Source organism: Planococcus kocurii (assembly GCF_001465835.2).
In the GTDB taxonomy this organism is placed as follows: domain Bacteria; phylum Bacillota; class Bacilli; order Bacillales_A; family Planococcaceae; genus Planococcus; species Planococcus kocurii.
Genome location: NZ_CP013661.2, coordinates 665188 through 687793, shown reverse-complemented (window position 1 = coordinate 687793; position 22606 = coordinate 665188). Strand labels below are relative to the sequence as shown.

At 40.5% G+C, this 22606-nt stretch carries 20 protein-coding genes; 14 read left to right on the top strand and 6 right to left on the bottom strand.

What is annotated here, in order from left to right; all coding sequences use genetic code 11:
• Nucleotides 1-26: 26 nt before the first annotated feature.
• The 3 genes from AUO94_RS03520 to AUO94_RS03510 form a co-directional block, all read right to left on the bottom strand.
• A complete protein-coding gene (locus AUO94_RS03520) occupies nt 27-1196 on the bottom strand; it encodes an amidohydrolase (RefSeq protein ID WP_058385943.1) in 1170 nt (389 codons plus the stop codon).
• Between the two features lie 179 nt (nt 1197-1375).
• Complete coding sequence (locus AUO94_RS03515; RefSeq protein WP_058385942.1) at nt 1376-2371, bottom strand: sodium:calcium antiporter; 996 nt, start codon at nt 2369-2371, stop codon at nt 1376-1378.
• A 42-nt stretch (nt 2372-2413) separates the two neighbouring features.
• On the bottom strand, nt 2414-2920 hold the full coding sequence (locus tag AUO94_RS03510) for an antibiotic biosynthesis monooxygenase family protein (RefSeq protein WP_058385941.1): 507 nt from the start codon (nt 2918-2920) through the stop codon (nt 2414-2416).
• 208 nt (nt 2921-3128) lie between these two features.
• Here AUO94_RS03510 and hemE point away from each other — a divergent pair, with 208 nt between their 5' ends.
• From hemE to AUO94_RS03490, 4 genes are read left to right on the top strand one after another with little or no spacing between them, the layout of a single operon-like run.
• The gene (gene hemE, locus AUO94_RS03505; protein WP_058385940.1) at nt 3129-4175 is read left to right on the top strand and encodes a uroporphyrinogen decarboxylase; all 1047 of its coding nucleotides are present in this window, start codon (nt 3129-3131) and stop codon (nt 4173-4175) included.
• Between the two features lie 39 nt (nt 4176-4214).
• Nucleotides 4215-5132: a ferrochelatase gene (gene hemH, locus AUO94_RS03500; RefSeq protein WP_058386938.1), complete on the top strand. Its 918-nt coding sequence runs from the start codon at nt 4215-4217 to the stop codon at nt 5130-5132.
• Between the two features lie 24 nt (nt 5133-5156).
• Nucleotides 5157-6596 carry a protoporphyrinogen oxidase gene (gene hemY, locus AUO94_RS03495; RefSeq protein WP_058385939.1) on the top strand — a complete coding sequence of 480 codons (1440 nt, stop codon included), beginning with the start codon at nt 5157-5159 and terminating at the stop codon, nt 6594-6596.
• Nucleotides 6593-7063: a FixH family protein gene (locus AUO94_RS03490; RefSeq protein WP_058385938.1), complete on the top strand. Its 471-nt coding sequence runs from the start codon at nt 6593-6595 to the stop codon at nt 7061-7063. Before hemY ends, AUO94_RS03490 begins: the two co-directional genes overlap by 4 nt.
• A gap of 383 nt (nt 7064-7446) precedes the next feature.
• Here AUO94_RS03490 and yhfH read toward each other — a convergent pair whose 3' ends face one another.
• Nucleotides 7447-7572 carry a protein YhfH gene (gene yhfH / locus AUO94_RS16990; RefSeq protein WP_071153669.1) on the bottom strand — a complete coding sequence of 42 codons (126 nt, stop codon included), beginning with the start codon at nt 7570-7572 and terminating at the stop codon, nt 7447-7449.
• A gap of 144 nt (nt 7573-7716) precedes the next feature.
• On the opposite strand from yhfH, the gene AUO94_RS03485 reads away from it, so the two are divergent.
• The 7 genes from AUO94_RS03485 (at nt 7717) to AUO94_RS03455 (ending at nt 16586) form a co-directional block, all read left to right on the top strand.
• On the top strand, nt 7717-8709 hold the full coding sequence (locus AUO94_RS03485) for a lipoate--protein ligase (RefSeq protein WP_058385937.1): 993 nt from the start codon (nt 7717-7719) through the stop codon (nt 8707-8709).
• A gap of 42 nt (nt 8710-8751) precedes the next feature.
• Complete coding sequence (locus tag AUO94_RS03480) at nt 8752-9486, top strand: response regulator transcription factor (protein WP_410477406.1); 735 nt, start codon at nt 8752-8754, stop codon at nt 9484-9486.
• Nucleotides 9486-10589, top strand: a complete 1104-nt coding sequence (locus AUO94_RS03475) for a sensor histidine kinase (protein WP_058385935.1) — start codon at nt 9486-9488, stop codon at nt 10587-10589. The genes AUO94_RS03480 and AUO94_RS03475 overlap by 1 nt, the downstream gene beginning before the upstream one ends.
• Complete coding sequence (locus tag AUO94_RS03470; RefSeq protein WP_058385934.1) at nt 10492-11265, top strand: ABC transporter ATP-binding protein; 774 nt, start codon at nt 10492-10494, stop codon at nt 11263-11265. Before AUO94_RS03475 ends, AUO94_RS03470 begins: the two co-directional genes overlap by 98 nt.
• A complete protein-coding gene (locus tag AUO94_RS03465) occupies nt 11237-13174 on the top strand; it encodes an ABC transporter permease (protein ID WP_058385933.1) in 1938 nt (645 codons plus the stop codon). The genes AUO94_RS03470 and AUO94_RS03465 overlap by 29 nt, the downstream gene beginning before the upstream one ends.
• Nucleotides 13175-13271: 97 nt before the next feature.
• Nucleotides 13272-14825 carry a fatty acid--CoA ligase family protein gene (locus tag AUO94_RS03460; protein ID WP_058385932.1) on the top strand — a complete coding sequence of 518 codons (1554 nt, stop codon included), beginning with the start codon at nt 13272-13274 and terminating at the stop codon, nt 14823-14825.
• Between the two features lie 171 nt (nt 14826-14996).
• Nucleotides 14997-16586 (top strand): S9 family peptidase, encoded by a 1590-nt coding sequence (locus AUO94_RS03455; RefSeq protein ID WP_058385931.1) that lies wholly within the window; start codon nt 14997-14999, stop codon nt 16584-16586.
• Between the two features lie 41 nt (nt 16587-16627).
• On the opposite strand, the gene AUO94_RS03450 is transcribed toward AUO94_RS03455, so the two are convergent.
• A complete protein-coding gene (locus AUO94_RS03450) occupies nt 16628-17404 on the bottom strand; it encodes an enoyl-CoA hydratase-related protein (protein ID WP_058385930.1) in 777 nt (258 codons plus the stop codon).
• A 101-nt stretch (nt 17405-17505) separates the two neighbouring features.
• Between AUO94_RS03450 and AUO94_RS03445 the strand changes: the two genes are divergently transcribed.
• The gene (locus AUO94_RS03445; RefSeq protein ID WP_058385929.1) at nt 17506-19122 is read left to right on the top strand and encodes an ABC1 kinase family protein; all 1617 of its coding nucleotides are present in this window, start codon (nt 17506-17508) and stop codon (nt 19120-19122) included.
• A 329-nt stretch (nt 19123-19451) separates the two neighbouring features.
• Here AUO94_RS03445 and AUO94_RS03440 read toward each other — a convergent pair whose 3' ends face one another.
• Nucleotides 19452-20006, bottom strand: a complete 555-nt coding sequence (locus AUO94_RS03440; protein WP_058385928.1) for a competence protein ComK — start codon at nt 20004-20006, stop codon at nt 19452-19454.
• Nucleotides 20007-20183: 177 nt separating this feature from the next.
• On the opposite strand from AUO94_RS03440, the gene AUO94_RS03435 reads away from it, so the two are divergent.
• Together AUO94_RS03435 and uvrB are read left to right on the top strand one after the other, a co-directional pair.
• Entirely contained in the window at nt 20184-20426 is a 243-nt protein-coding gene (locus AUO94_RS03435; RefSeq protein WP_058385927.1) for an IDEAL domain-containing protein, read from the top strand.
• Nucleotides 20427-20622: 196 nt separating this feature from the next.
• Nucleotides 20623-22605 (top strand): excinuclease ABC subunit UvrB, encoded by a 1983-nt coding sequence (gene uvrB, locus AUO94_RS03430; protein ID WP_058385926.1) that lies wholly within the window; start codon nt 20623-20625, stop codon nt 22603-22605.
• Nucleotide 22606: the final 1 nt, after the last annotated feature.

Sequence of the window (22606 nt, the reverse complement as noted above, 5' to 3'; positions counted from 1 at the left end):
CTCTGAAAAAGAGGGCGGGTTTGTTTTTATTGATGAAAATGAATAGCTGCTGTGCCTAAAGTTTTAGCGGCGACAAGCATCGCTTCTTCTTTAAAATCGAATTTCGGATGGTGGTGGGGGAACACATCACCATCGGGCATAGCTCCTGTAAAGAAGAAGGCTCCAGGAATTTCCTCTAAGTAGTAGGCGAAATCTTCTCCACCCATTTGAGGTGGGCAGTCAAAGACTTCTGTAACGCCTGGAACGGTTTCCGCAATGCTTTTAATATAAAGCGTTTCTTTTTCATGATTAATGACAGCCGGATAGCCTCGTTTGAAATTAAATTCATAACGACTGTTGTTAGCCAAACTCGTTCCTTTAATGACGCGCTCCATTTCTGTTTCCATCAAGCTACGAACATCTTCCTTAAATGAACGGACAGTACCTGACAATACTGCTTGGTCTGCGATAATATTAAAAGGGTTTTGCGCAACAAACGAACCGATAGATAAGACAGCAGATTCTAAAGGATCTACACGTCTAGATACTAAAGACTGGAGAGTAGAGACAATTTGAGAGCCGACGACAACTGCGTCAATGGTTTCATGAGGACTTGCTCCGTGACCACCACGACCTTGAATTTTCAATTGAAAGCTATCTGCTGCTGCCATAATTGGACCGACACGTGTGTCAATTCTCCCGAATGGTGTCGTTGACCAAAGGTGTGTGCCAAAAATGGCATCAACGCCTTCCAAGACACCAGCTTCTATCATAGACTTTGCCCCTCCAGGAACGAGTTCTTCAGCGTGCTGATGAATTAATATGTAGGTTCCTGCTAATTCTTCACGCATGGTGTAGAGTGTTTTCCCTAAAACTAAGAGAGTGGCTGTATGACCATCGTGTCCGCATGCATGCATGACACCATCAACAGTTGATCGGTAAGATACTCCTTCTTTCTGGTCCTGAATCGGCAAGGCATCAAAATCAGCGCGCAATGCAACGGTTTTTCCAGGTTTTGCGCCTTGAATGGTTGCGACGACACCATTTCCACCAATATTGTGTTTAACGTCAACGCCTAATTTTTCGTAATAATCTCGAATAAACTGAGCAGTTTGGGTTTCTTGAAACGACGGTTCAGGATTCATGTGGAGGTGACGACGAATCTCGACCATTTCTGGGTAAGCAGCATCTAATTTAGCGTAAAGCGTATCAATCATTTTTAAAACCCCTTTCTTTTTTAAAAGCATATCATAAATAACTAGCAGTATGAAAATGAACCTAAATGTAATATGCGATATATGGTATAGGAACTATTAACTTATTTAAGATTTAAAAGAAACAAAAAAAGCAAAGTCCAACTCCGCAGACGGGAATCGGACTTTGCTTTTAGTTTATCTTAGTAAGTGAAATTAAAGTAAGATGCTGCGAAATACACAACGACAATAATAACTGACGGTAGTGCATAGGATAATGTAGAACCACTCTTTTTTCTATAAAGCGAAAACAAAGCGAGCAATGACATGATCAATACACCGATAGCGATAATCATATTCGCACCAGATACCCCTGAAATAATTGTCCCAGCAGTATATACAGGGTCAGAAAGGGCAAGAATGATCATATTAAAGATGTTGCTTCCGAGAATTGCACCAACAGCCATGTTCACATTGTTCAATCGTAGCGCCACAAAAACAGAAATGGCTTCTGGAAGAGAAGTCGCTGCTGCAATTAAGAAACTACCGATAAAGCTAGAGCCGATTCCAGTAATGATCGCAATTTCGTCTCCTGTAATGGATAGCGCCGTCCCAGCAGCTAAAATGATCAGTGCCGCGATAACAAAACGAAAAATGGCTGCTTTTGACGATAAAGAAGCACTTGGGTTATCAGGTTCTTCTTCTGACTCGGCAATTGCTTCTGCTTGAGGATCAAGAGACGGCAATTTATTGATAGCAATCATACCAACTATATAAGTGATGGCAATGATTAATGCATCTAAACCAATACCTAAAATTTGGACATCAATGCGTAACCAAAGTGCCAAAATGACCAAAACCGTTAATAAGGTTCCAAGAAGTGCTGTATAAATATTATTGCGTGAAGCTCGATCTAAAATACGTCGACCACGCAAGAGAAAATCAAATCCAGCGAGGATGAACAAGTTAAACAAGTTCGATCCGATCATGTTTCCAACAGCGATATCAGCGTTGCCAATCGCTGCGGCAGAAAAACTAGTGGAAACTTCAGGCAGAGAAGTAGCACCTGCTAATAATAATGTACCGACCATCATGCCGCCCATTGCTGTTTTGGAACTGATGACATCTGCATATTGAGATAGCTTGATGGAGGCAAATACAGTAAGTGCCGCCGCTAATATAAAAATAACAAAAACCAATTAATTTCCTCCTTTTTAGTTATGGGGCAAGAATATGCTGTATTAATCTTCTTCAGGCTTTGCTCTATAGGTACTGATATGAGAAACACCTGAGAAAATATTTGGCCGCTGTGCACCACTATCCGGTTTCTCAGAATGAGCTTGTGCAAAAGCTTGAGACTCTTTCCATTTTTCATAAAAAACAGGAGATTCCCATTCAGTCAAAACGATATAAGTATCTGAATCAAGCGGTCTTAAAACACGAAATGCAATGTATCCGGGTTCGTTTTCAATAGCACCCGCACGATTTTTAAAACGATGTTCAAAAATTGGACGACCTTCTTCAGTTACCGGTATATTGTTTAAAACGAAAAATCCTTTCTCAGTTAAGTCACCTGTCCCATCGACGATTTCATAACGCCGAGGTGTTTGGAAAATAGTTTTTCCTTTTGTTTCGTGCATCATCATTGTCGTATTTTCGCCCTGCATGACGACCATCGTCTCTTGTGGGTGTTTGTCACGCATTTTTTTCATGTAGTCGTATGTTCCAGTTGTCATGTAAAAGTTCATTAATACCCCTCCTAATAATATAAATACTACTATATCTACTTCCCTTTAGGAAACTTCCTGAAACAGGAATGGCAATCAAGTGAAAAGAGAAGCGTCGAATTTATGACAAATGCGTTTGGAATCTATACAATATAGTACGGAACGTCTATAGTATAGACGGATATAGGTAGACAAAAGTAGAGTAGCACATCGAAGGGATGAAACATTCATGACATTTAATGATACTTATCTTCGCGCAGCACGTGGAGAAAAAACAGATCACGTACCCGTTTGGTATATGAGACAAGCTGGACGTTCACAGCCAGAGTACCGCAAAATCAAAGAAAAATACTCATTAGAGGAAATTACGCATCAACCAGAATTGTGTGCATATGTTACCAAGCTTCCAGTGGATCAGTATAATAACGATGCGGCCATTCTGTATAAAGACATTGTGACACCACTGCCGGCAATTGGAGTGGACGTAAAAATCAAGTCAGGAATCGGTCCGGTTATCGATAACCCAATCCGTACGATGGCAGATATCGAACGCTTAGGAGACATTAATCCTGAACAAGATGTCGATTATGTACTTGAAACAATTCGTATACTAACACAAGAACAATTAAACGTGCCGTTGATTGGGTTTTCAGGCGCACCTTTTACATTGGCGAGTTATATGATTGAAGGCGGTCCTTCGAAGAGCTACAACAAAACAAAAGCAATGATGGTTTCTGAGCCCGCTATGTGGTTTGCCTTGATGGACAAACTAGCCGACACAATCATTCCTTATGTAAAAGCACAAGTAAAAGCAGGAGCTAAAGCGATCCAAATTTTCGACTCGTGGGTTGGTGCCTTGAACGTTGAAGATTACCGTATTTTCATCAAACCGGTAATGGATCGTATTTTCGCAGAATTGCGTACAGAAAATGTACCATTAACCATCTTTGGAGTAGGCGCAAGTCATTTAGCTAAAGAATGGCACGAACTTCCTGTCGACGTCGTTGGACTGGATTGGCGTTTGCCGATTTCAGAAGCGCGTTCAATGGGCTTAACAAAAGCGTTGCAAGGCAACTTTGACCCAGCTTATTTATTGGCAGATTGGTCAGTAATCGAAGAGCGGGCGAAAAAGATTTTAGATATGGGTATGCAAAATGATGGGTATATCTTTAACTTAGGTCACGGAGTATTCCCAGAGGTTAATCCAGATACTTTGAAACGCTTAACATCATTTGTTCACGAATACAGTGCTGCACATAAAAATAACTGGAAGTAAAACAAAATTCATAATGAGGTGACTAGGTTGAAAAAGAAAATGGGATTATTAGTAATGGCATATGGAACACCTTACTCAGAAGATGATATTGAACGCTACTACACACATATCCGCCGTGGCCGTAAGCCGAGCGAAGAAAGTTTAGAAGACTTGAAAAGTCGTTACAAAGCAATTGGTGGTATTTCGCCACTTGCTAAAATTACATTAGAACAAGCGAATGGCCTATGCGATCGTTTAAATGACGTTCAAGATGACATTGAATTCAAAATGTATCTAGGTCTTAAGCACATTGAGCCATTTGTAGAAGATGGTGTTGAAGAAATGAAAAAAGACGGCATTACAGAAGCAATCTCAATCGTCTTAGCACCCCATTTTTCAACGTTCTCAGTAAAATCATATAATGGCCGTGCAGCAGAAGCAGCTGAAAAAGCAGGCATCTCTTTGACTTCTGTTGAAAGTTGGTACAAAGAACCAAAATTCATCCAATATTGGACGGAAAAAGTAAGTGAAACGTTTGATGGAATGTCAGAAGAAGAACGAGCAAATGCTTGTTTAATCGTTTCTGCACACTCATTGCCAGAAAAAATTATTGCAAACGGTGATCCATACCCAGACCAATTAAAAGAAACAGCCCAAATGATTCAGCAAGCAACGGGCGTTAAAAATGTAGAAATTGGCTGGCAAAGTGCCGGACAAACGGGCGAACCTTGGATTGGACCAGATGTTCAAGACTTAACTCGTGATCTTTTCGAAGAAAAAGGGTATACATCATTTGTTTATACACCAGTTGGCTTTGTAACAGATCATTTAGAAGTTCTTTTCGATAACGATTATGAATGTAAAGTAGTATGCGATGACATTGGTGCAAATTATTATCGTCCAAAAATGCCGAACGTTCAGCCTTTATTTATTGATGGGTTAACAGATGTCGTATTGCGCAAACTAGCAGAAAAATAAATTAGATAAAAGTGAGGATTAAACGTGACTGTACAAACGCATAAAGTAGTCGTTGTAGGCGGTGGCATAACTGGACTGTCAGCGGCATACTATTTACAAAAGCAAGCAATTGAGCAAGGTTTGGAAATCGAAATCACTTTGATTGAAGCAGCCCACCGTCTTGGCGGGAAAATCCAGACTTTGCAAAAGGATGGTTTTGTAATTGAGCGTGGTCCGGATTCGTTTGTCTCACGAAAAAATAGTATTCAACAGCTGGCTCGAGAATTAGGGATAGAAAATCAATTGGTCCAAAGTGCTCCTGGTAAAACCCATGTAGTGGTTGAGAATCGACTTTATCCGATTCCAACAGAATCGGTTATGGGCATACCTACCAATTTCGCTTCGTTTTTCACTTCAGGTACTAGCTCTTGGTTTGGCAAGATCCGTACTTTGGGAGATTTTGTCTTGCCTGCATCGACTATACTTGACGATCAGCCGCTGGGGAGATTTTTAAGACGTAGATTTGGTAACGAATTGGTTGAAAATTTAATTGAACCCTTATTTTCAGGTGTTTTTGCTGGGGACATTGACCGATTGAGTTTAAAAGCAACATTTCCTGAATTACTGGCAATTGAGCAACAACATCGTAGCTTAATTCATGGCTTAAAGAAAAAGAAAGTATCAGATTATCGTGCTTTTGATACCGAAAAAGAAGGTTTGTTCCAAACGTTCGAAGGCGGTCTTGAAACACTTGTGCAGACGCTGGAAAAAGAATTGGAGAAGTGCACGATTTTAAAAGGCATCAAAGTTGAAAAAATAGAGCAGCAACAGCGTGAAATAGAGCTTACGTTAAACAATGAGACATCGATAACCGTGGATGGCGTAATATTCGCGTTGCCACATGCGAAATTAATGCCAATCTTTGAGCCTTTAGGATTGTTACAAGGATTAAAAGATATGCCTTCTACGTCTATCGCGACAGTGTCTATTGTTTTACCAGAAAGTGTCCGAGCGAGCAAAAGTGATTGTACCGGTTTTGTTGTAGCGCGAAATAGTGATTTTACGATCACTGCTTGTTCAGCAGCCCATTTGAAATGGCCGAGCCTAACACCGTCTGGAAAAGCTGTTTATCGGTCATTTATTGGCCGTGTCGGGGATGAGGCTGTTGTAGAACTATCAGATGGTGAAATTGTTAAAGCTGTTTTAGAAGATCTGCAAAAATTATTGGATATTCAACTAATCCCTGAATTTACAGTGGTTTCCCGTTGGAAAGAAGCGATGCCACAATATTTGGTTGGTCATGATGAACGCGTAGCTTTAGCAAAGAAAGAGTTGCAATATGCTTTTCCACAAGTGCAGGTTGCGGGGGGATCTTTTGAAGGGTTCGGCTTGCCAGCTTGCGTTGACCAAGGAAAAGCAGCTGCCACTCAACTACTAAAACTGTTTTCTGCTGAAACACCTACTACGGAGGGAAATACGAAATGAAAAAATTATTTTGGCTAGGTATCCCTTTTCTTTTACTTGCTGCATGCGGAACAGGAGAAGCTGATTCTCCTGGTGCCGCACCTCAAATTGAAGAAGTGAAAGTTGCATTTAATACCGATACACAAGCTGACCCGGCTAAAGAAGTTCTTTTGTCTGTTACTGTGACACAGGGCGATAAAGCTGTGGAAGATGCTGATGAAGTTGTCTATGAAGTATGGCAGTCTGGAGATCGCAGCAATAGCGAAATGATTCCAGCTGAACATACGGAAGAGGGCATTTACGAAGCACAAACAAGCTTTGAAGAAGAGGGACTGTATTTTATGCAGGCACATACGACTGCGCGTTCGCTGCATGTCATGCCAAAACAAGAAATTACGGTGGGTAATCCAGATCCAGCATCTATTGTTTCGGATGATAGTGATGATACACAAGGCATGGATAAGATGGAAGATCATTCAGGCCATTGATATAAAATGACGAAGATACTGCTCAGGCGGTGTCTTTTTTGTTGTGTATGGTCAATAAGAGAGAGCTAAAGAAATCGATTTTAACGTTTTGGAAATTGCTTCGGAGTAGGGTCTCGCGATATGTTGAGAAAATGCCAGTCTTATCACTCGATCGACTCCTTTGACGTGCTTTCGCTGCATAGTGATAGGAAGAGGGGGAATTTGTGTTGTGATAGATAAGGTAGCTTAGGTTTTAGAATTGCTCGGCAGCGATTGCGCCCGTAAAAATACCGCGTGTTGTAGTACAGCATTGAATTATCGGATCCGTTATATTGATTAATACAAAAAACGAAGCACCGCTAAAGAGCGTTGCTTCATTTCTTCTAAGTATGCTTTAGTTGATCTTATAAATCGTTGCACGAGTCACATTTAGTACCATAACATTCATGCTGCTCTTCCATTTTTTCTCCACAAGACGCGCACTGTTTCGGGGGCAAGTTCTTGAAAAATTCGACTACGTTTTCAATCATAACTTCCAGCTCCTTTTTGTTATAGTACTGTTGGTGTTTAAGTTAGTGTATTATAACAGTTTGGATTCGTCAACCCAAAATAGTGAATTTATTTAAATAATCCGTTAAACTAGAAAGAGCGACGTAGCCAAAAGGAGAGAGAATATGTATTTTGTAGATAATAAAGGCATTACAGACCCGCGAATTAACTTGGCAATCGAAGAATATCTATTAAAAACAATGGATGTTGAGAAAGATCCATTTCTTCTATTTTATATTAATGAACCATCTATCATTATTGGCAAGAATCAAAACACAGCTGAAGAGATTAATACGGATTACGTAGATTCTAATGGCATTCATGTCGTTCGCCGCTTATCAGGTGGTGGCGCAGTTTATCACGACTTAGGAAATTTGAATTACAGCTTTATTACAGTTGATGACGGCAACAGCTTCCGTAATTTTCGTAAATTTACTGAACCTGTTGTAAAAGCATTGCAAAGTCTTGGCGTTAACGCAGAGCTTTCTGGACGCAATGATTTAATGGCAGAAGGTCGGAAAGTATCGGGTAATGCACAATTTTCAACTAGAGGACGTATGTTCAGCCATGGTACATTGATGTTTGATACACAGATTGATGAAGTCGTATCTGCGCTGAAAGTTAGCAAAGAAAAAATCGAGTCAAAAGGCATCAAGTCGATTCGGAGTCGCGTCGCGAACATTTCTGAGTTTTTGAAAGAGCCGATGACAGTGACAGAATTCCGTAATGCGATTTTACATTCAATTTTTGAAGGTGAAGAAAATGTACGTTATTATGAATTAACGGACGAAGATTGGAAGAATATTCATGAATTGTCGAAAGAGCGCTACGGCAATTGGGATTGGAATTACGGCAAGTCACCTAAGTTCAACATTAAGCACTCTCATCGTTTTCCAGTTGGCGGTATTGATGTCCGATTGCAAGTAGACAAGGGCATAGTTCAAGATGTCAATATTTACGGAGACTTTTTCGGTGTTGGTGATGTATCGGAAATCGAACAGGCGATTGCTGGATCTAAATACGAGCGTGCCTCATTAGATGAAGCGATTTCAGGGATCGACATCCCCAAACTTCTGGGCGGCATCACGACAGATGAATTTTTAAAATTAATTTATTAAGAATTGCTGAGAGCCTGCTTTTATGCAGGCTCTTTTGTTAAAATGGAAAGAAAAAGGAAAGGGGGAATCAATGTGGCTGTTCAACGGGTTTTCATAGTAGAAGATGATTTGAAAATTGCGGAGTTATTGGCAGAGACTTTAAGGAAGTACCATTACCAAGTAGAGACCGCAAAAGATTTTGATCAAATCATCGAAGAATTCGAAGCTTTTGATCCCCATTTGATTTTACTGGATATTAACCTGCCTTCTTACGATGGCTATTATTGGTGCCGTCAGCTCAGGCAGCAAAGCACGTGTCCAATCCTCTTCATTTCAGCTCGCTCAGGTGAAATGGATCAAGTTTTCGCTTTGGAAAATGGTGGAGATGATTTCATTACGAAACCTTTCCATTATGAAATCGTCCTTGCAAAAATAAGGAGCCATTTGCGTAGAGCTTATGGGGAATACGCACCAAAACAAGAAGAACGCTCTGTCAAAGTGGGGCGCATCATACTGTATATGGAACGAATGGAGCTGCATGTAAAGGCTGAAGTTATTCCGCTGCAAAAAAAAGAGTGCACAATTATGGAACTCTTGTTATCTAATTATCCGAAAGTAGTATCACGTGAGCAATTGCTTGAGGAATTATGGGACGATCAGGCATTTGTGGATGAGAACACGCTAAATGTGAATATGACGAGAGTTCGTAAAAAACTAGCTGATTACACTGTGAAGTCTACGATTGAAACGGTTAGAGGGGCGGGATACCGTCTATTGCTTCACGAGGAGGAAGCATGATGTGGCGATTATTTTTGAAAGAACACGCAGCATTCATCGTCTTTCAAATGGTGCTGGTAGCTTTTATTATGCTGCTGTACTGGCTAGATGGTTTTCGTAATGTGGATACAGCTATTTATTCATTCGTCATTAGCACAGTTTTGGTCATTTCGTTTCTTTTGACACGCTTTGTTAAACGTTACCAATATTATCAACGTATTTTGGCCACTCCACAGAATATGGAACATATGCTTCAACGTGAAGGGAAGTCACCTGAGCAAGTACAAAATGAAATCTACCTGCAAAAATTATATCGACTGTACCAGCATGAAGTGCAATCTTTATATGCTTCTCAAAACCGCCATTTGCAGTTTATGAACCAGTGGGTACATCAAATGAAAACTCCTTTATCGGTTATGCACCTCTTACTTCAAGAAGAGCAGGAGCTTGATAAGAAAAGTGTTCATGAAGAAATGGACCGTTTAAAAGCAGGGCTGGACACAGTTTTGATGAATGCACGTTTAGATACATTTGAGCAAGATATGCAAATTGAAAAAATTAATTTACGGTCTTTAGTTAGTGAAGTAGTTACAGAAAATAAACGATTATTTATTTCAAAACGTGTATACCCTGAAATTTCAATAGCAGAAGAGCACGTTGTAGCAACGGATCAAAAATGGATGAAATTTATCATGGGTCAATTTTTAACAAATGCGGTTAAGTACACATTTGAACCGAATAAAAAAGTGCTGATTGCTGCCGAATGTTCGAACGGCAATACGCTCTTGACAGTTCGCGACGAAGGAATCGGTATTTCTTCTTCTGATTTACCACGTATAACTAAAGCGTTCTTCACTGGAGAAAATGGACGGAAAACTGGAGAATCCACAGGAATGGGCTTGTACTTGGCAAAAGAAATTTGCGGGAAGCTGGGTCATGAATTGTTGATTTCTTCTATTCAAGGAGAAGGGACAACTGTATCTGTACGATTCTTCAACCAAGATTTTGCAACACAGGAGGAAAATGATGACAGTAGTGAAAATCGACGAAGTGACCAAGGTCTACGAGGGGAAAGTGACGCACCGGGCAGTGAACCAGTTGAGCTTCACAGTGGAAAAAGGTGAATTTCTGGCAGTAATGGGACCTTCAGGGAGTGGTAAAACAACGCTGCTAAACTTGATTTCAACAATTGACTCGTTAACTTCTGGAGAGATTTTAATCGACGGAACCAATCCACATTTGTTGAATAAAAATGAATTGGCGTTATTTCGTAGAAGACAACTAGGTTTTGTTTTTCAAGACTTTAACCTACTGCAGATGCTGACGGTTGAAGAAAATTTAGTTTTGCCGTTAACGCTTGATTATGTGCCAATTGATGAAATGGCACGTCGCGTGTTGCGAATTGCGAAACGTCTCGGATTGACATCAATCCTTCATAAAAAACCAAACGAAATTTCAGGTGGAGAAGCGCAAAGAACAGCTATTGGACGTGCGCTTATCCATCAGCCAGCACTTATTTTGGCAGATGAACCGACAGGAAATTTAGATTCTAGATCTTCACGTGACGTACTTGAAATTTTATCGAATATTGCTAAAGACAATAACACGACAATCATTATGGTAACGCATGATCCGATTGCAGCAAGTTATTGTGATCGTGTGCTGTTTATCAAAGATGGTGAGTTCTTCAATGAAATTTATGGAGATGAACGACGCCAGACATTTTACCAGCGAATTTTAAATGTTTTGTCGTTGTTGGGAGGATCCGTTAATGACCTTTCGGCAACTCGCTTACCATAACGTTGTCCGTAACCGAAGAAATTACGCAGCGTTCTTTTTAGCTAGCGTCTTTTCTGTCATGGTATTTTTTGTCTGCTCGATGTTTATTTTTCATCCGATATTTGACAAGGATGGATTGCAACTGCTTGCTATACGAGGCATGATGATTGCAGAAATAGTGTTGTATATTTTTACGTTATTTTTCTTGTTTTATTCGATGAGCGCTTTTTTACAGGCACGTTCAAAGGAATTCGGCGTGTTGATGCATTTGGGAATGTCAAAAAAGCAACTGAACAAGTTAATTTTTTTCGAAATGCTCATTATTGGAACAATTTCAACTGTAACTGGAATCGTTTTCGGTTTTGCGTTTTCTAAATTCTTTTTTATGATCGGCCGAGAGATTATGGAATTAGATGCGTTGCCCCTCTATGTTTCATGGGAGCCCTTTTTGCTGACGATTGCGGCATTCGCTAGTCTGTTTGTCATTATATCCTTTGTCAGCGTCGGGTTTATTCGGACGAAGCGAATCGTCGATTTGTTGCAAGGCTTTTGGAAGGTCGAGGAAGAGTCGAAATCTTCTACTGTGCTAGCGATTATGGGTATTGTCTTTTTAGCTTCTGCCTATACATTTGCGGCAAATGTATCAGATCAAACAGTGTACCAAATGGTTTTTATCGTTCCGCCACTTGCGACTTTCGGTACGTATCTCTTTTTCACGCATACACTTCATTTTTCCCTGCAACTATACAAACGAAAAAAGATTGTATATTGGAAAAAAACGCGCTTAGTGTCGTTGGCCGAGGCTTCAGTTAAATTAAAAGACAGTGCTCAAATGTTTTTTATTGTCACTATCGTTTCGACGGTAGCTTTTTTGACAGTCGGAACTTTGGCGTCTTTTATGTCTTATACAGGAGATTTCCGTGAATCAAATCCATTAGGCCTTGTTTATATTTCGTTTGACGACAATGAGTTGGAAGAAGAGCATATCGACAGACTAGCGAGCCAATTAAGAGATGAGCAATTATCCTACGATATGGTCGAATTGACGGTCAAACGTCAAACCTCAGCGGCTACTGGAAACGACGTCGATATTTTAGCGCTGTCCGAATTTAATCGCTTAGCAACAGCGCTTGATTTTGAACCAGCGCAATTGCAGCAAGGAGAAGGGCTATTTGTACCATTTTCATTAGATTCTTTAAAAGAGTTGCAAAGTGCTAGCGTCGATACCGTATTGCTCGAAAGTGATGTACCTTTATCGCTTCGTTCAACGTATCCGCATGTTGTGTTTCCAATTCACACATTAAACATCAATACGATTGTTGTTAGTGACGCCGATTATCGAGCCATCGATCAACCGCTACTAGGCTACGAAGCTGGAAAATCAAATTTCTCTTACTATGCCTTTGATGTATTAAATTGGACAGAAACAATGAATATTGGCAATCGGTTAACGGCGATAGTTGATGAGGCAGTGGAAACTGCCAATTTTAGTGACGTTAATTTTTTCTTTGAAAATCCTGGCGCCGATTATCGGTGGTTTAAATCTTCTTTTGCTTTGTTGTTGTTTATCGGAGTTATGGTAGCAGCTGTCTTTTTGTTGGCAGCAGGGAGCTTTATCTACTTTAAATTGTATACAGGTCTTGAACGGGATCGTAAGCAATATAAATTGCTAACTCGTCTAGGGATGACTGACAAAGAGCTAGGGAAAATTGTGAACCGGCAACTTATTCCTCAATTCTTTTTGCCGTGGTTACTTGCTTTACTTCACAGTGCATTTGCGTTCATTTCGTTGCAAGTTGTATGGGATGAATTTGCTGAGTTGTCGATTCTTGGTGAAATGTCCATTGTGCTTGGCGGATTTACAGTGGCGCAAATTTTATACTTTTTCTTGATTCGTTGGCGCTATGTCGCTCACTTACAGGCACCGTAATTTTACGGTGCCTGTTGTATTGTCTGAAGATTTATTTTATAATAAAAATAGATTTAAATATGAATGAGTATTCATTCAACGCGAAAGAGGGATGAAGATGAATTTAATGACACGTGTTCATGAAATTTCACAACAGGATTCTGCAAAAGTCGCTTATAGCTTTATGGGGAAAGATACAAGCTATGGTGAATTTGATCAAACAGTTGCTGTTTTTGCTAATTCTTTACAAAGTTTAGGCGTAAAAAAAGGCGATCATGTTGCACTTCTTTTAAGCAATACGCCACATTTTTTAATTGCACTATACGCCACAATGCGCTTGGGAGCTACAAGTGTCCCCATCAATCCTATTTATAGCCCCGATGAAATCGCTTACATAGTCAATGATAGTGATGCAAAAGTAGTAGTAGCATTAGACGCCTTACTTCCGCTCATAGAAAAAGCACATCAAGCACTGCCTTTTGTAGAATCGTATATTATTTGTGAAACAGATCCATCGACACAAGAGAAAATGATGCAATTGCCTGAAGCTGTTCAAAAGAAGGTGTATTCATTTACAAATCTGTTGGCTCGTTCAACAGCAACTAATACTTTTGCAGAAGTTGCAGCAGATGATAATGCCGTCATTTTATACACATCGGGTACCACTGGAAAGCCAAAAGGCGCACTACTGACACATCAGAATTTATATTCAAACGCACGTGATGTTGGAGCGTATTTGCAAATTGGTGGAAATGATCGGGTAGTAGCAACTTTGCCAGTTTTCCATGTATTTGCATTAACAGTAGTAGTTAACGCACCATTATTACAAGGTGCGACAATTGTTTTGATTCCACGCTTTCATCCAAAAGAAGTGTTTGATGCGATTAAAACACACAAAGCAAGCGTTTTTGCTGGCGTACCAACTATGTTTAACTTTATGAACCAATTGCCAGACATTGACCCAGCGGATTTTGCGTCTATTCGTCTTGCGGTGTCAGGAGGTTCCGCAATGCCGGTTGCTTTGTTGCATAGTTTCGAAGACAAATTCAATGTGCGTATTTCAGAAGGCTATGGCTTATCTGAAGCATCACCAGTTACGTGCTTTAACCCGATTGATCGTGAGCGTAAAGCGGGCTCAATTGGTACTTCCATTATCAATGTAGAAAACAAAGTGGTTAACGAATTAGGTGAAGAAGTAGCAACAAACGAGGTGGGTGAATTGATTGTTCGTGGACCGAACGTCATGAAAGGTTATTACAAAATGCCTGAAGAAACAGCTTCAGCAATTCGTGATGGCTGGCTTTATACGGGTGATTTAGCACGTGTTGATGAAGAAGGGTACTTCTATATTGTAGACCGCAAAAAAGATATGATTATCGTCGGCGGTTACAACGTTTATCCACGAGAAGTGGAAGAAGTGCTTTTTGCTCATCCTGCAATCTTAGAAGCCGCAGTTGTCGGTTTACCGGATCCAGACTTCGGTGAAGAAGTTAATGCTTATGTAGTATTAAAGGATCCAGCGGTTTCTATAGAAGATCTTAAAGCTTATTGCACAGAGCATTTAGCAAAATACAAAGTGCCAAGACAGTTTGAAGTTCTTAAAGAGTTGCCGAAGAATACAACTGGGAAAATTTTACGGCGATCGCTAAAAGACCAAGCGATGCAGAAATAAGGCAGTGCCAGATTAAGTATAAGAAAGAGGTTCCGAGATTGAATCGGAGCCTTTTTTATATGGCTATCACATACCTTATCTTCTTTCTGCATCGTCGTTTGTGGTAGACTTTGATTGGTAAAACTGGTGGTTTTCATTGGTGAGCAATAAACGCGTAAAGGAGTATACAAAGTGGTGAAAAAAGTAGTAGAAAGTAGCGATTTAACGAAATTGATTTCAGTGACAGATCCTCAAATTTCACCGGATGGAAAAAGAGTAGTTTTCGTCCGTACGCAAATAGACGAAAAGGAAAATACGTACACAACGCATCTGTATCATATCGACTTAAAAACGGGGCAACAAAGTCAGTGGACAAATGGCGCAGGAAGAGTCCTTTCCCCGCGGTGGTCAACTGATGGAACAGCTGTCGCTTTTTTATTCGATCGAGGAAAAGAAAAGCAATTGTTTGTATTATCAATCGCTGATGGAAAAATGAACAGGTTGACCCGTTTTGAGAATGGGGTAGATCGATTCGAATGGGCACCTTGCGGAACAAAAATTTGGATTAATGCCGCAGTGAAAAAAGAAGATACGCAGTCACAAAGCTACAGTCAAATTGGCTTAGTAGATCATGAATCGAAAAGTGTGGAATTTGTGACACAAGGAAATTTCAATCATCATTTAAAAGCCGTTTCGCATGACGGTGAAAAAATAGTCTTTGGCTTGACCGGCAATCTACAAAAAAATCCTCATCAGCCTCTCTATTTGTACGATACTAAAACAGCGCAACAAACCATGCTGACAGAAGGGCAAGGGTATTTTAATGATGCCGCTTTTTCACATGACGATTCAAAAATCGCTTATACCGGTAGCATGCGTTATTACGGAGATGTAACCCATACTGAACTTTATATCGCAGACTTACTAACAAATACTCGCTTTTGTTTGACGGAAGGGATGGATGCACCTATTGGTGATTACGCAATTAGTGATTACAAGAAGGCAGTTGCACCTGCCGTTGTCTGGACAAAAGACGATCATTTGTATTTCCAAGTATCGACGATGGGGGATGTGCGCTTGTACTTTGCGTCGCTTGATGGAATGATTTTCCCAGCTTCACCTGACATGGAACATGTGTATGATTACGATGTTTCACGAGACGGCGTCTATGCAGTTTTAGCCAGTAGCAATCCGATTCAACCGGGAGAGCTCCATCGTTTGACGATTACGACCGGTGAATATCAGGCGTTGACCTCGTTTAACCAAAAGTTTATGGAAGATACTGAGTTGGTCCAAGCACAAACTACCTTTACAACAGGTTCGATTGATGTGGTTCATGGCTGGCTAATAAAACCTGCTAGTTTTGAGGAAGGTCAGAACTATCCCTTAATCATTAAAGTTCATGACACCCCTCATGAGATGTTTGCCAACACCTTTTCTCTGGAAATGCAACTTTATGCAGCGAGCGGTTTCGGCATTTTCTACGTCAATCCAAGCGGTAGTCAAGGATATAGCCAGGAATTTGCGGCTGCAAGCCGGGACTTTACTTATAAAGACCTTCTGAGCGCGATCACGGATACTGTGGAATCGGCTGACTGGATTGATGTTAGTCGCATAGCTGTGCTGGGTGAAGAAGTCGCAGAACAAGTAACTCTGAAGTTGAAAAGCATGAATATCGCAACAACATTCGTTCATTTTCCAGATTTATCACGTACAGACACTCCAAACCACCGGATTGCTCGTTTAGAAAAAATTGTGAATTGGCTAGCAGATAACGTGTGAAAATCAAAAAACGGAGCAGCTATTTTTAGCCGCTCCGTTTTTTATCTACCTTTAAATATGGGTTTTCTTTTTTCGCCAAAAGCAGTTAGCGCTTCAACTCGATCTTCTGTGGGGATAGTGATTTCATAGGCCTTGCGTTCGATGTGCAGGCCTGTTTGTAAATCCGTATTCATGCCATTCTTGATGGCGAATTTTGCCTGTTGAAGAGCAATTGGACCATTGGCAAGAATCGCATCAGCAAAAGCCGCTGTCACGTCGGCAAGCTCATCACGTGCTGCTACACGTGTTACTAATCCATATGCCAGTGCTTCAGTTGATTTTAGACGACGAGCAGTCAAAATCAGTTCTAGTGCTTTGGCTTCTCCAATTAAGCGAGGCAAACGTTGCGTCCCCCCAGCTCCTGGAATAATGCCGAGACTGGTTTCAGTCAGACCAAGCAATGTATCGTCTGCAGCAATGCGGAAATCGCAGGCAAGTGCCAATTCCATTCCGCCTCCAAAGGCAAAACCATTCATCATCGCGATGGTAGGTTGCGGCAAATTCTCAATTGTCGAGAACACTTCACCAATTTTAAAGATATTGCGTTTAACATGCTGTTCCGTTAAGTTTTTACGTTCTTTCAAATCTGCGCCCACACTAAAAGCCTTTTCTCCAGCGCCGGTAAATACCACTACACGGATATCTGGGTTGATGCGGATTGCTTCTACGACCTGTCCAAGTTCAAGAAGCATGTCATAGTTAAAGGCATTCATTGAATCGGGCCGATTTAAGGTAATAAAAGCTAAATTGTTTCGCTGTTCATAATGAATTGTGTCCATTTCCATCCCCCTTGTATCATTCCATCCATTAAAAACATATCACTTTTTGGACTATTTCGCCATCAGACTCTATAATGAAAAATATGGGAGGGACTGCATTTATGAATAAAATTACGTTTATCCGTATCTTCCGGATTGTTTGGCTAGCAGTTAAAATCTTTTTGCAAGTGACGTTTTTCCAAAAGCGAAATCGTGGAAAATGGACTCCACTAGTTGAAAAAAGATGGAATGAAATGATCACCAAACAAGCAAAAGAATACAAAAATCTCGCCTTAAAACTAGGTGGGCTAATGATTAAGTTAGGTCAGTTCCTGTCGACACGAGCAGATATTATGCCGCCCTCATTTCTTGCGGAACTAGAAGGATTAACAGATCGTGTGCCATCTGTTTCAAGAAATAGCATCGTTTCGGTGTTAGAGCAAGAGTGGAACACCGTTCACACCGATTATTTAGATAACTTATCTGATTCGGCTGTCGCTTCAGCTTCTATTGGTGAAGTGTATAAAGCGGTATTGAAAAATGGTGTAGAGGTTGCTGTGAAAGTTCAGCGGCCGGGAACAGATCGTATTTTACGCGCAGACTTTAAGGCCATTCGCATAGTCATTTGGTTGGCTGAAAAATTTACGCCGTTCACAAAACAAATTGATTTTAACTTATTGTATATAGAAATGACTGAAACCATTGGCGCAGAGTTGAACTTCTTGGGAGAGCTTCAAAATGGTCGTGCTTTTGCCGATCGGTTTGACGCAATGGAAGGCGTTCGCATTCCGTTGTATTTCGATGAATACACGACACGTCGTGTATTAGTTATGGAATGGATTGAAGGAGCACGTATTACAGATTTAGCATTTATTGAAAAGAATGAGTTAGATCGTCATGAAATTTCAGAGCGCTTGTTTATTTTGTTTTTAGAACAAGTTTTATACGGCGGACAATTTCACGCAGACCCTCATGGAGGAAACATCTTGTTAGAACCGGATGGTGGCATTGTCTTAATTGATTTTGGGATGATTGGCAATATAACACCAAAAGATTCTCAAGCAGTGTTACGTGCAGCAGAAGGAATTATTTTTAAAAATTATGATCAAGTATTAGATGCACTAGAAGATTTGCGTTTCTTATTGCCGCAGGCGGATCGCGCCATTTTAGGAGATGCCATTTCACGGCTAGTCGCAGCTTATGAATCGAACGAACTGTCACAGATGGATAGTTTTGTTGTTGAGCGGATTCTTACTGATATGCAAGAAATCGTTCGAACTCAACCGGTTCAATTGCCGGCAGAATTTGCTTTTTTTGGTCGTGCTGTTTCTATTTTTGTTGGCGTCTTGCACGTATTAGATCCAAAAGTAGATTTATTAGCACTTGCCCGTCCTCGAATATTGGAGTGGGCAGCTTCGCAGAAGGAAGGCAAAGGAATCTTCGGAAAAGAAGATATTCTACGCTGGGTATTGAATGCAACGGGGCCACTGCGAATCTTTCCGCAAAAAGTCATTAATTACCTGGAAGAGCCTGAACGTCTCCGCCGTTACATTGAAAATCGAGATGGCCGAGAGCGTGAATACCGTCGTGATCTGCAATCAAGAATGTTTGCTGGAATTTTCACCATCATTTCTTTCGTTGGAATTTCAGTGTCAGTCTGGTTTTGGAACGAACCGTACATGTGGGTCTCATCCGTATTTTTTGTAGGATCGCTGTGGGCTTACCGATCGATTAAATAAGAAAAGCAAAAACGCGCTCCAAGCGGCGTTCTTTGCCGCACAACAGGGTGACTTACATCCCGAAGAGCTAAGCCAGAGTCTAGATTCTACGAAAAAAGAGTTGCCGACCCAAGTCAGACATTGTGACTTGGGTCGGCAACTCTTTTTGGTATAAATAAGGACTGGTGGTAACATGAGTATTTCTGGAGCTAGTGGGTGGAGCAATAAAGCTTGTGTAGTAAAAAGCGAGGGAAGCAGAGCTCCTTACGCAATCATACTCGATAAATCAAGAAAGTTGTACATGATTATAGAAGAGACTCTTTTCCAGCAGAATTTTCACAGCCTCAAAACTAATCGAGTGGCTGCTGTTTGCGGGACAGAAATGTTCGTTTTGTTACGTAAGCCATCGGTTGGTTATGGACACGCTGCGCCTTTTTAAAATAGCGGCGGAGAGAACCAGCAAACGAATGCTGGTTTCGCAAAGCGATAGGCGATACATCCAAACAAACGGTTTCACTATTGCTTAAATAAACAATGCTGCCTTTTCCGCTGCTGTCACTTTCTATCAAATCGATTGCATCGTAATTAAACCACACACATTCTTTGTTTTTTGGAGAGTGAGTCGGAAAGAAAATGAGCGGATTGCCATAATACTCGCCAATAATAACCGGGGGCTTATGCTTTACGCCAACTGCTTTTTGAGCGTAGAGTGTAGCACTTTCTAAAGAAGCGCGATAAAACCGACAAGATGTTGTAACTGTTTTGTAAACAGCTTCTTCAACGACAAGCTCGCTGCGATTTTCAATGACACGCGTCCACGTTCGATGACCATCTGGATAAGGCAAAAGAGCATAGGTGTTCGTACAAATAGTATATGATGACGGCCGATGATTCTTTTTACTCATGAAGAAAAACCCCCTAAATTTACTTTACATACCTTATTATAATAAAAAATGGAAATTCTGCAATATGCATTAGATTGAAAATAAAATTTTTTCTATTTAATCATAATTTTCAAATAAATATTGATTTATTCTATTCGTGTCATGTATACTAATGAAAAGCATTCGGGGTGAAGTAGAATGGAAAACTATTATTCTTATGCTGATTTCATGAAGGCAATGGCTCAAACAAAAAAAATTACGGAAGCGGAAAAGCTGCTGAATGATATTTACTTGGATTTGTTCTTAAAGCATGTTCACCGCTCCCAGCAAGAAGAACAGCTGATGACACTCATCGATGAAGCCTTGGACAATCATGATCAAAAAGCGTTCACCAGATATACTGCACAATTGCAAACTTTAAATTACGAAGAAACTGAATAAATAGCTGCCTAAGAATGGCCGTAAAAAAGGGGATTTAGAGCTAATCTAATTCCTCTTTTTTTTATGTCTAATAAAAAGCAAATTCGGTTATTTTTTGAGTATCTTCACATAAAAAACATACGTTCGCTTTTTGTTAGGGGTTTTTTAGGGCATATGTTAAAGTAGAAGTATTGAAAGAATGGGAGGACGCCTTGCTATGAAACAGGAATTTAATCTTCAAGCCCCTTACGAACCCGCTGGCGATCAGCCTCAGGCTATTGCTGAACTGACACAAGGCATCATTAGTGGCAAACGCTGCCAGACCTTATTAGGTGCTACTGGTACAGGGAAAACCTACACGATGTCAAACGTCATCCAGCAAGTTAAAAAACCAACATTAGTTATGGCCCACAATAAAACATTGGCAGGCCAGCTTTATAGCGAATTCAAGGAATTTTTTCCCGATAATGCAGTTGAGTATTTTGTTAGTTATTATGACTATTATCAGCCAGAAGCTTATGTGCCTCAATCAGATACATTTATCGAAAAGGATGCAAGTATAAATGATGAAATTGATAAATTACGCCATTCTGCCACGAGTTCGTTATTTGAACGGGATGATGTTATCGTTATTGCGTCTGTTTCATGCATCTATGGTCTTGGTTCGCCAAAAGAGTACAGAGAACTCGTGGTTTCCCTTCGAAAAGGAATGGAAATTGAACGCAATCAGCTATTGAGAAAGTTAGTTGACGTTCAATATGAGCGCAATGATATTAATTTTATTCGTGGAACATTCCGTGTTCGTGGAGACGTAGTGGAGATTTTCCCAGCATCCCGTGACGAAAGATGTTTACGCGTTGAATTTTTTGGCGATGAAATTGATCGAATTCGCGAAGTCGATGCGTTAACAGGTGAAATTATCGGTGAACGTGACCATGTAGCAATTTTTCCAGCATCTCACTTTGTTACACGCGAAGATAAGATGGTTAAAGCAATTGAAAATATTGAAATAGAATTAGAGGAACGTTTAAAAGAAATGCGTGCAGAAGACAAATTACTGGAAGCGCAAAGACTTGAGCAACGAACGCGCTACGATTTGGAAATGATGCGAGAGATGGGTTTTTGTTCGGGTATTGAAAACTACTCCCGTCATTTAACTCTGCGTCCTGCGGGGGCTCAACCGTATACGTTAATTGATTATTTTCCAGAAGATTTTCTACTAGTAGTGGATGAAAGTCACGTAACCTTACCGCAAGTAAGAGGCATGTTCAATGGTGACCAAGCACGTAAAAAAGTGCTAGTTGATCATGGTTTCCGCTTGCCTTCTGCTATGGATAATCGACCGTTAACTTTTGATGAATTTGAAAAGCATATTAGCCAAGCGGTCTTTGTATCCGCAACACCAGGTCCTTACGAATTGGAACATACCCCAGAAATGGTTGAACAAATCATTCGTCCGACAGGTCTATTAGATCCAACAATTGAGATTCGTCCAATTGAAGGCCAAATAGATGACTTGATGGATGAAATCCGCAAACGTGCGGAAGTCAATGAGCGTGTACTAGTAACGACGTTGACGAAGAAAATGTCGGAAGATTTAACAGCTTACCTAAAAGATGCCGGTATCAAAGTGAATTATTTGCACTCGGAGATTAAAACACTTGAACGTATTGAAATTATTCGAGAGTTGCGGATGGGCGTTTACGATGTATTGGTGGGCATTAACTTGCTACGTGAAGGATTGGATATTCCAGAAGTTTCACTAGTCACCATTTTAGATGCTGATAAAGAAGGGTTCTTGCGTTCTGAACGGGCATTGATTCAAACGATGGGCCGGGCAGCTAGAAATTCAAATGGTTGTGTCATTATGTATGCAGACAGAATAACAGATTCCATGCAAAGAGCGATGGATGAGACGACGCGACGTCGGACCATTCAAGCTGAATACAATGAAGAACATGGCGTAACGCCGATTACGATACAGAAGAAAATCCGTGACGTCATTCGTGCGACTAATGCAGCAGAAGAGTCAGAGGAATACATCTCTAAAGCAGTATCAGGCAAAAAACTCAAAAAAGAAGAGCGCGTAAAGCTGATCAGTTTGCTAGAGACAGAAATGAAAGAGGCGGCAAAAGCACTCGATTTCGAACGTGCCGCAGAACTGCGTGATACAGTTCTTGAATTGAAAGCGGAAGGATGAT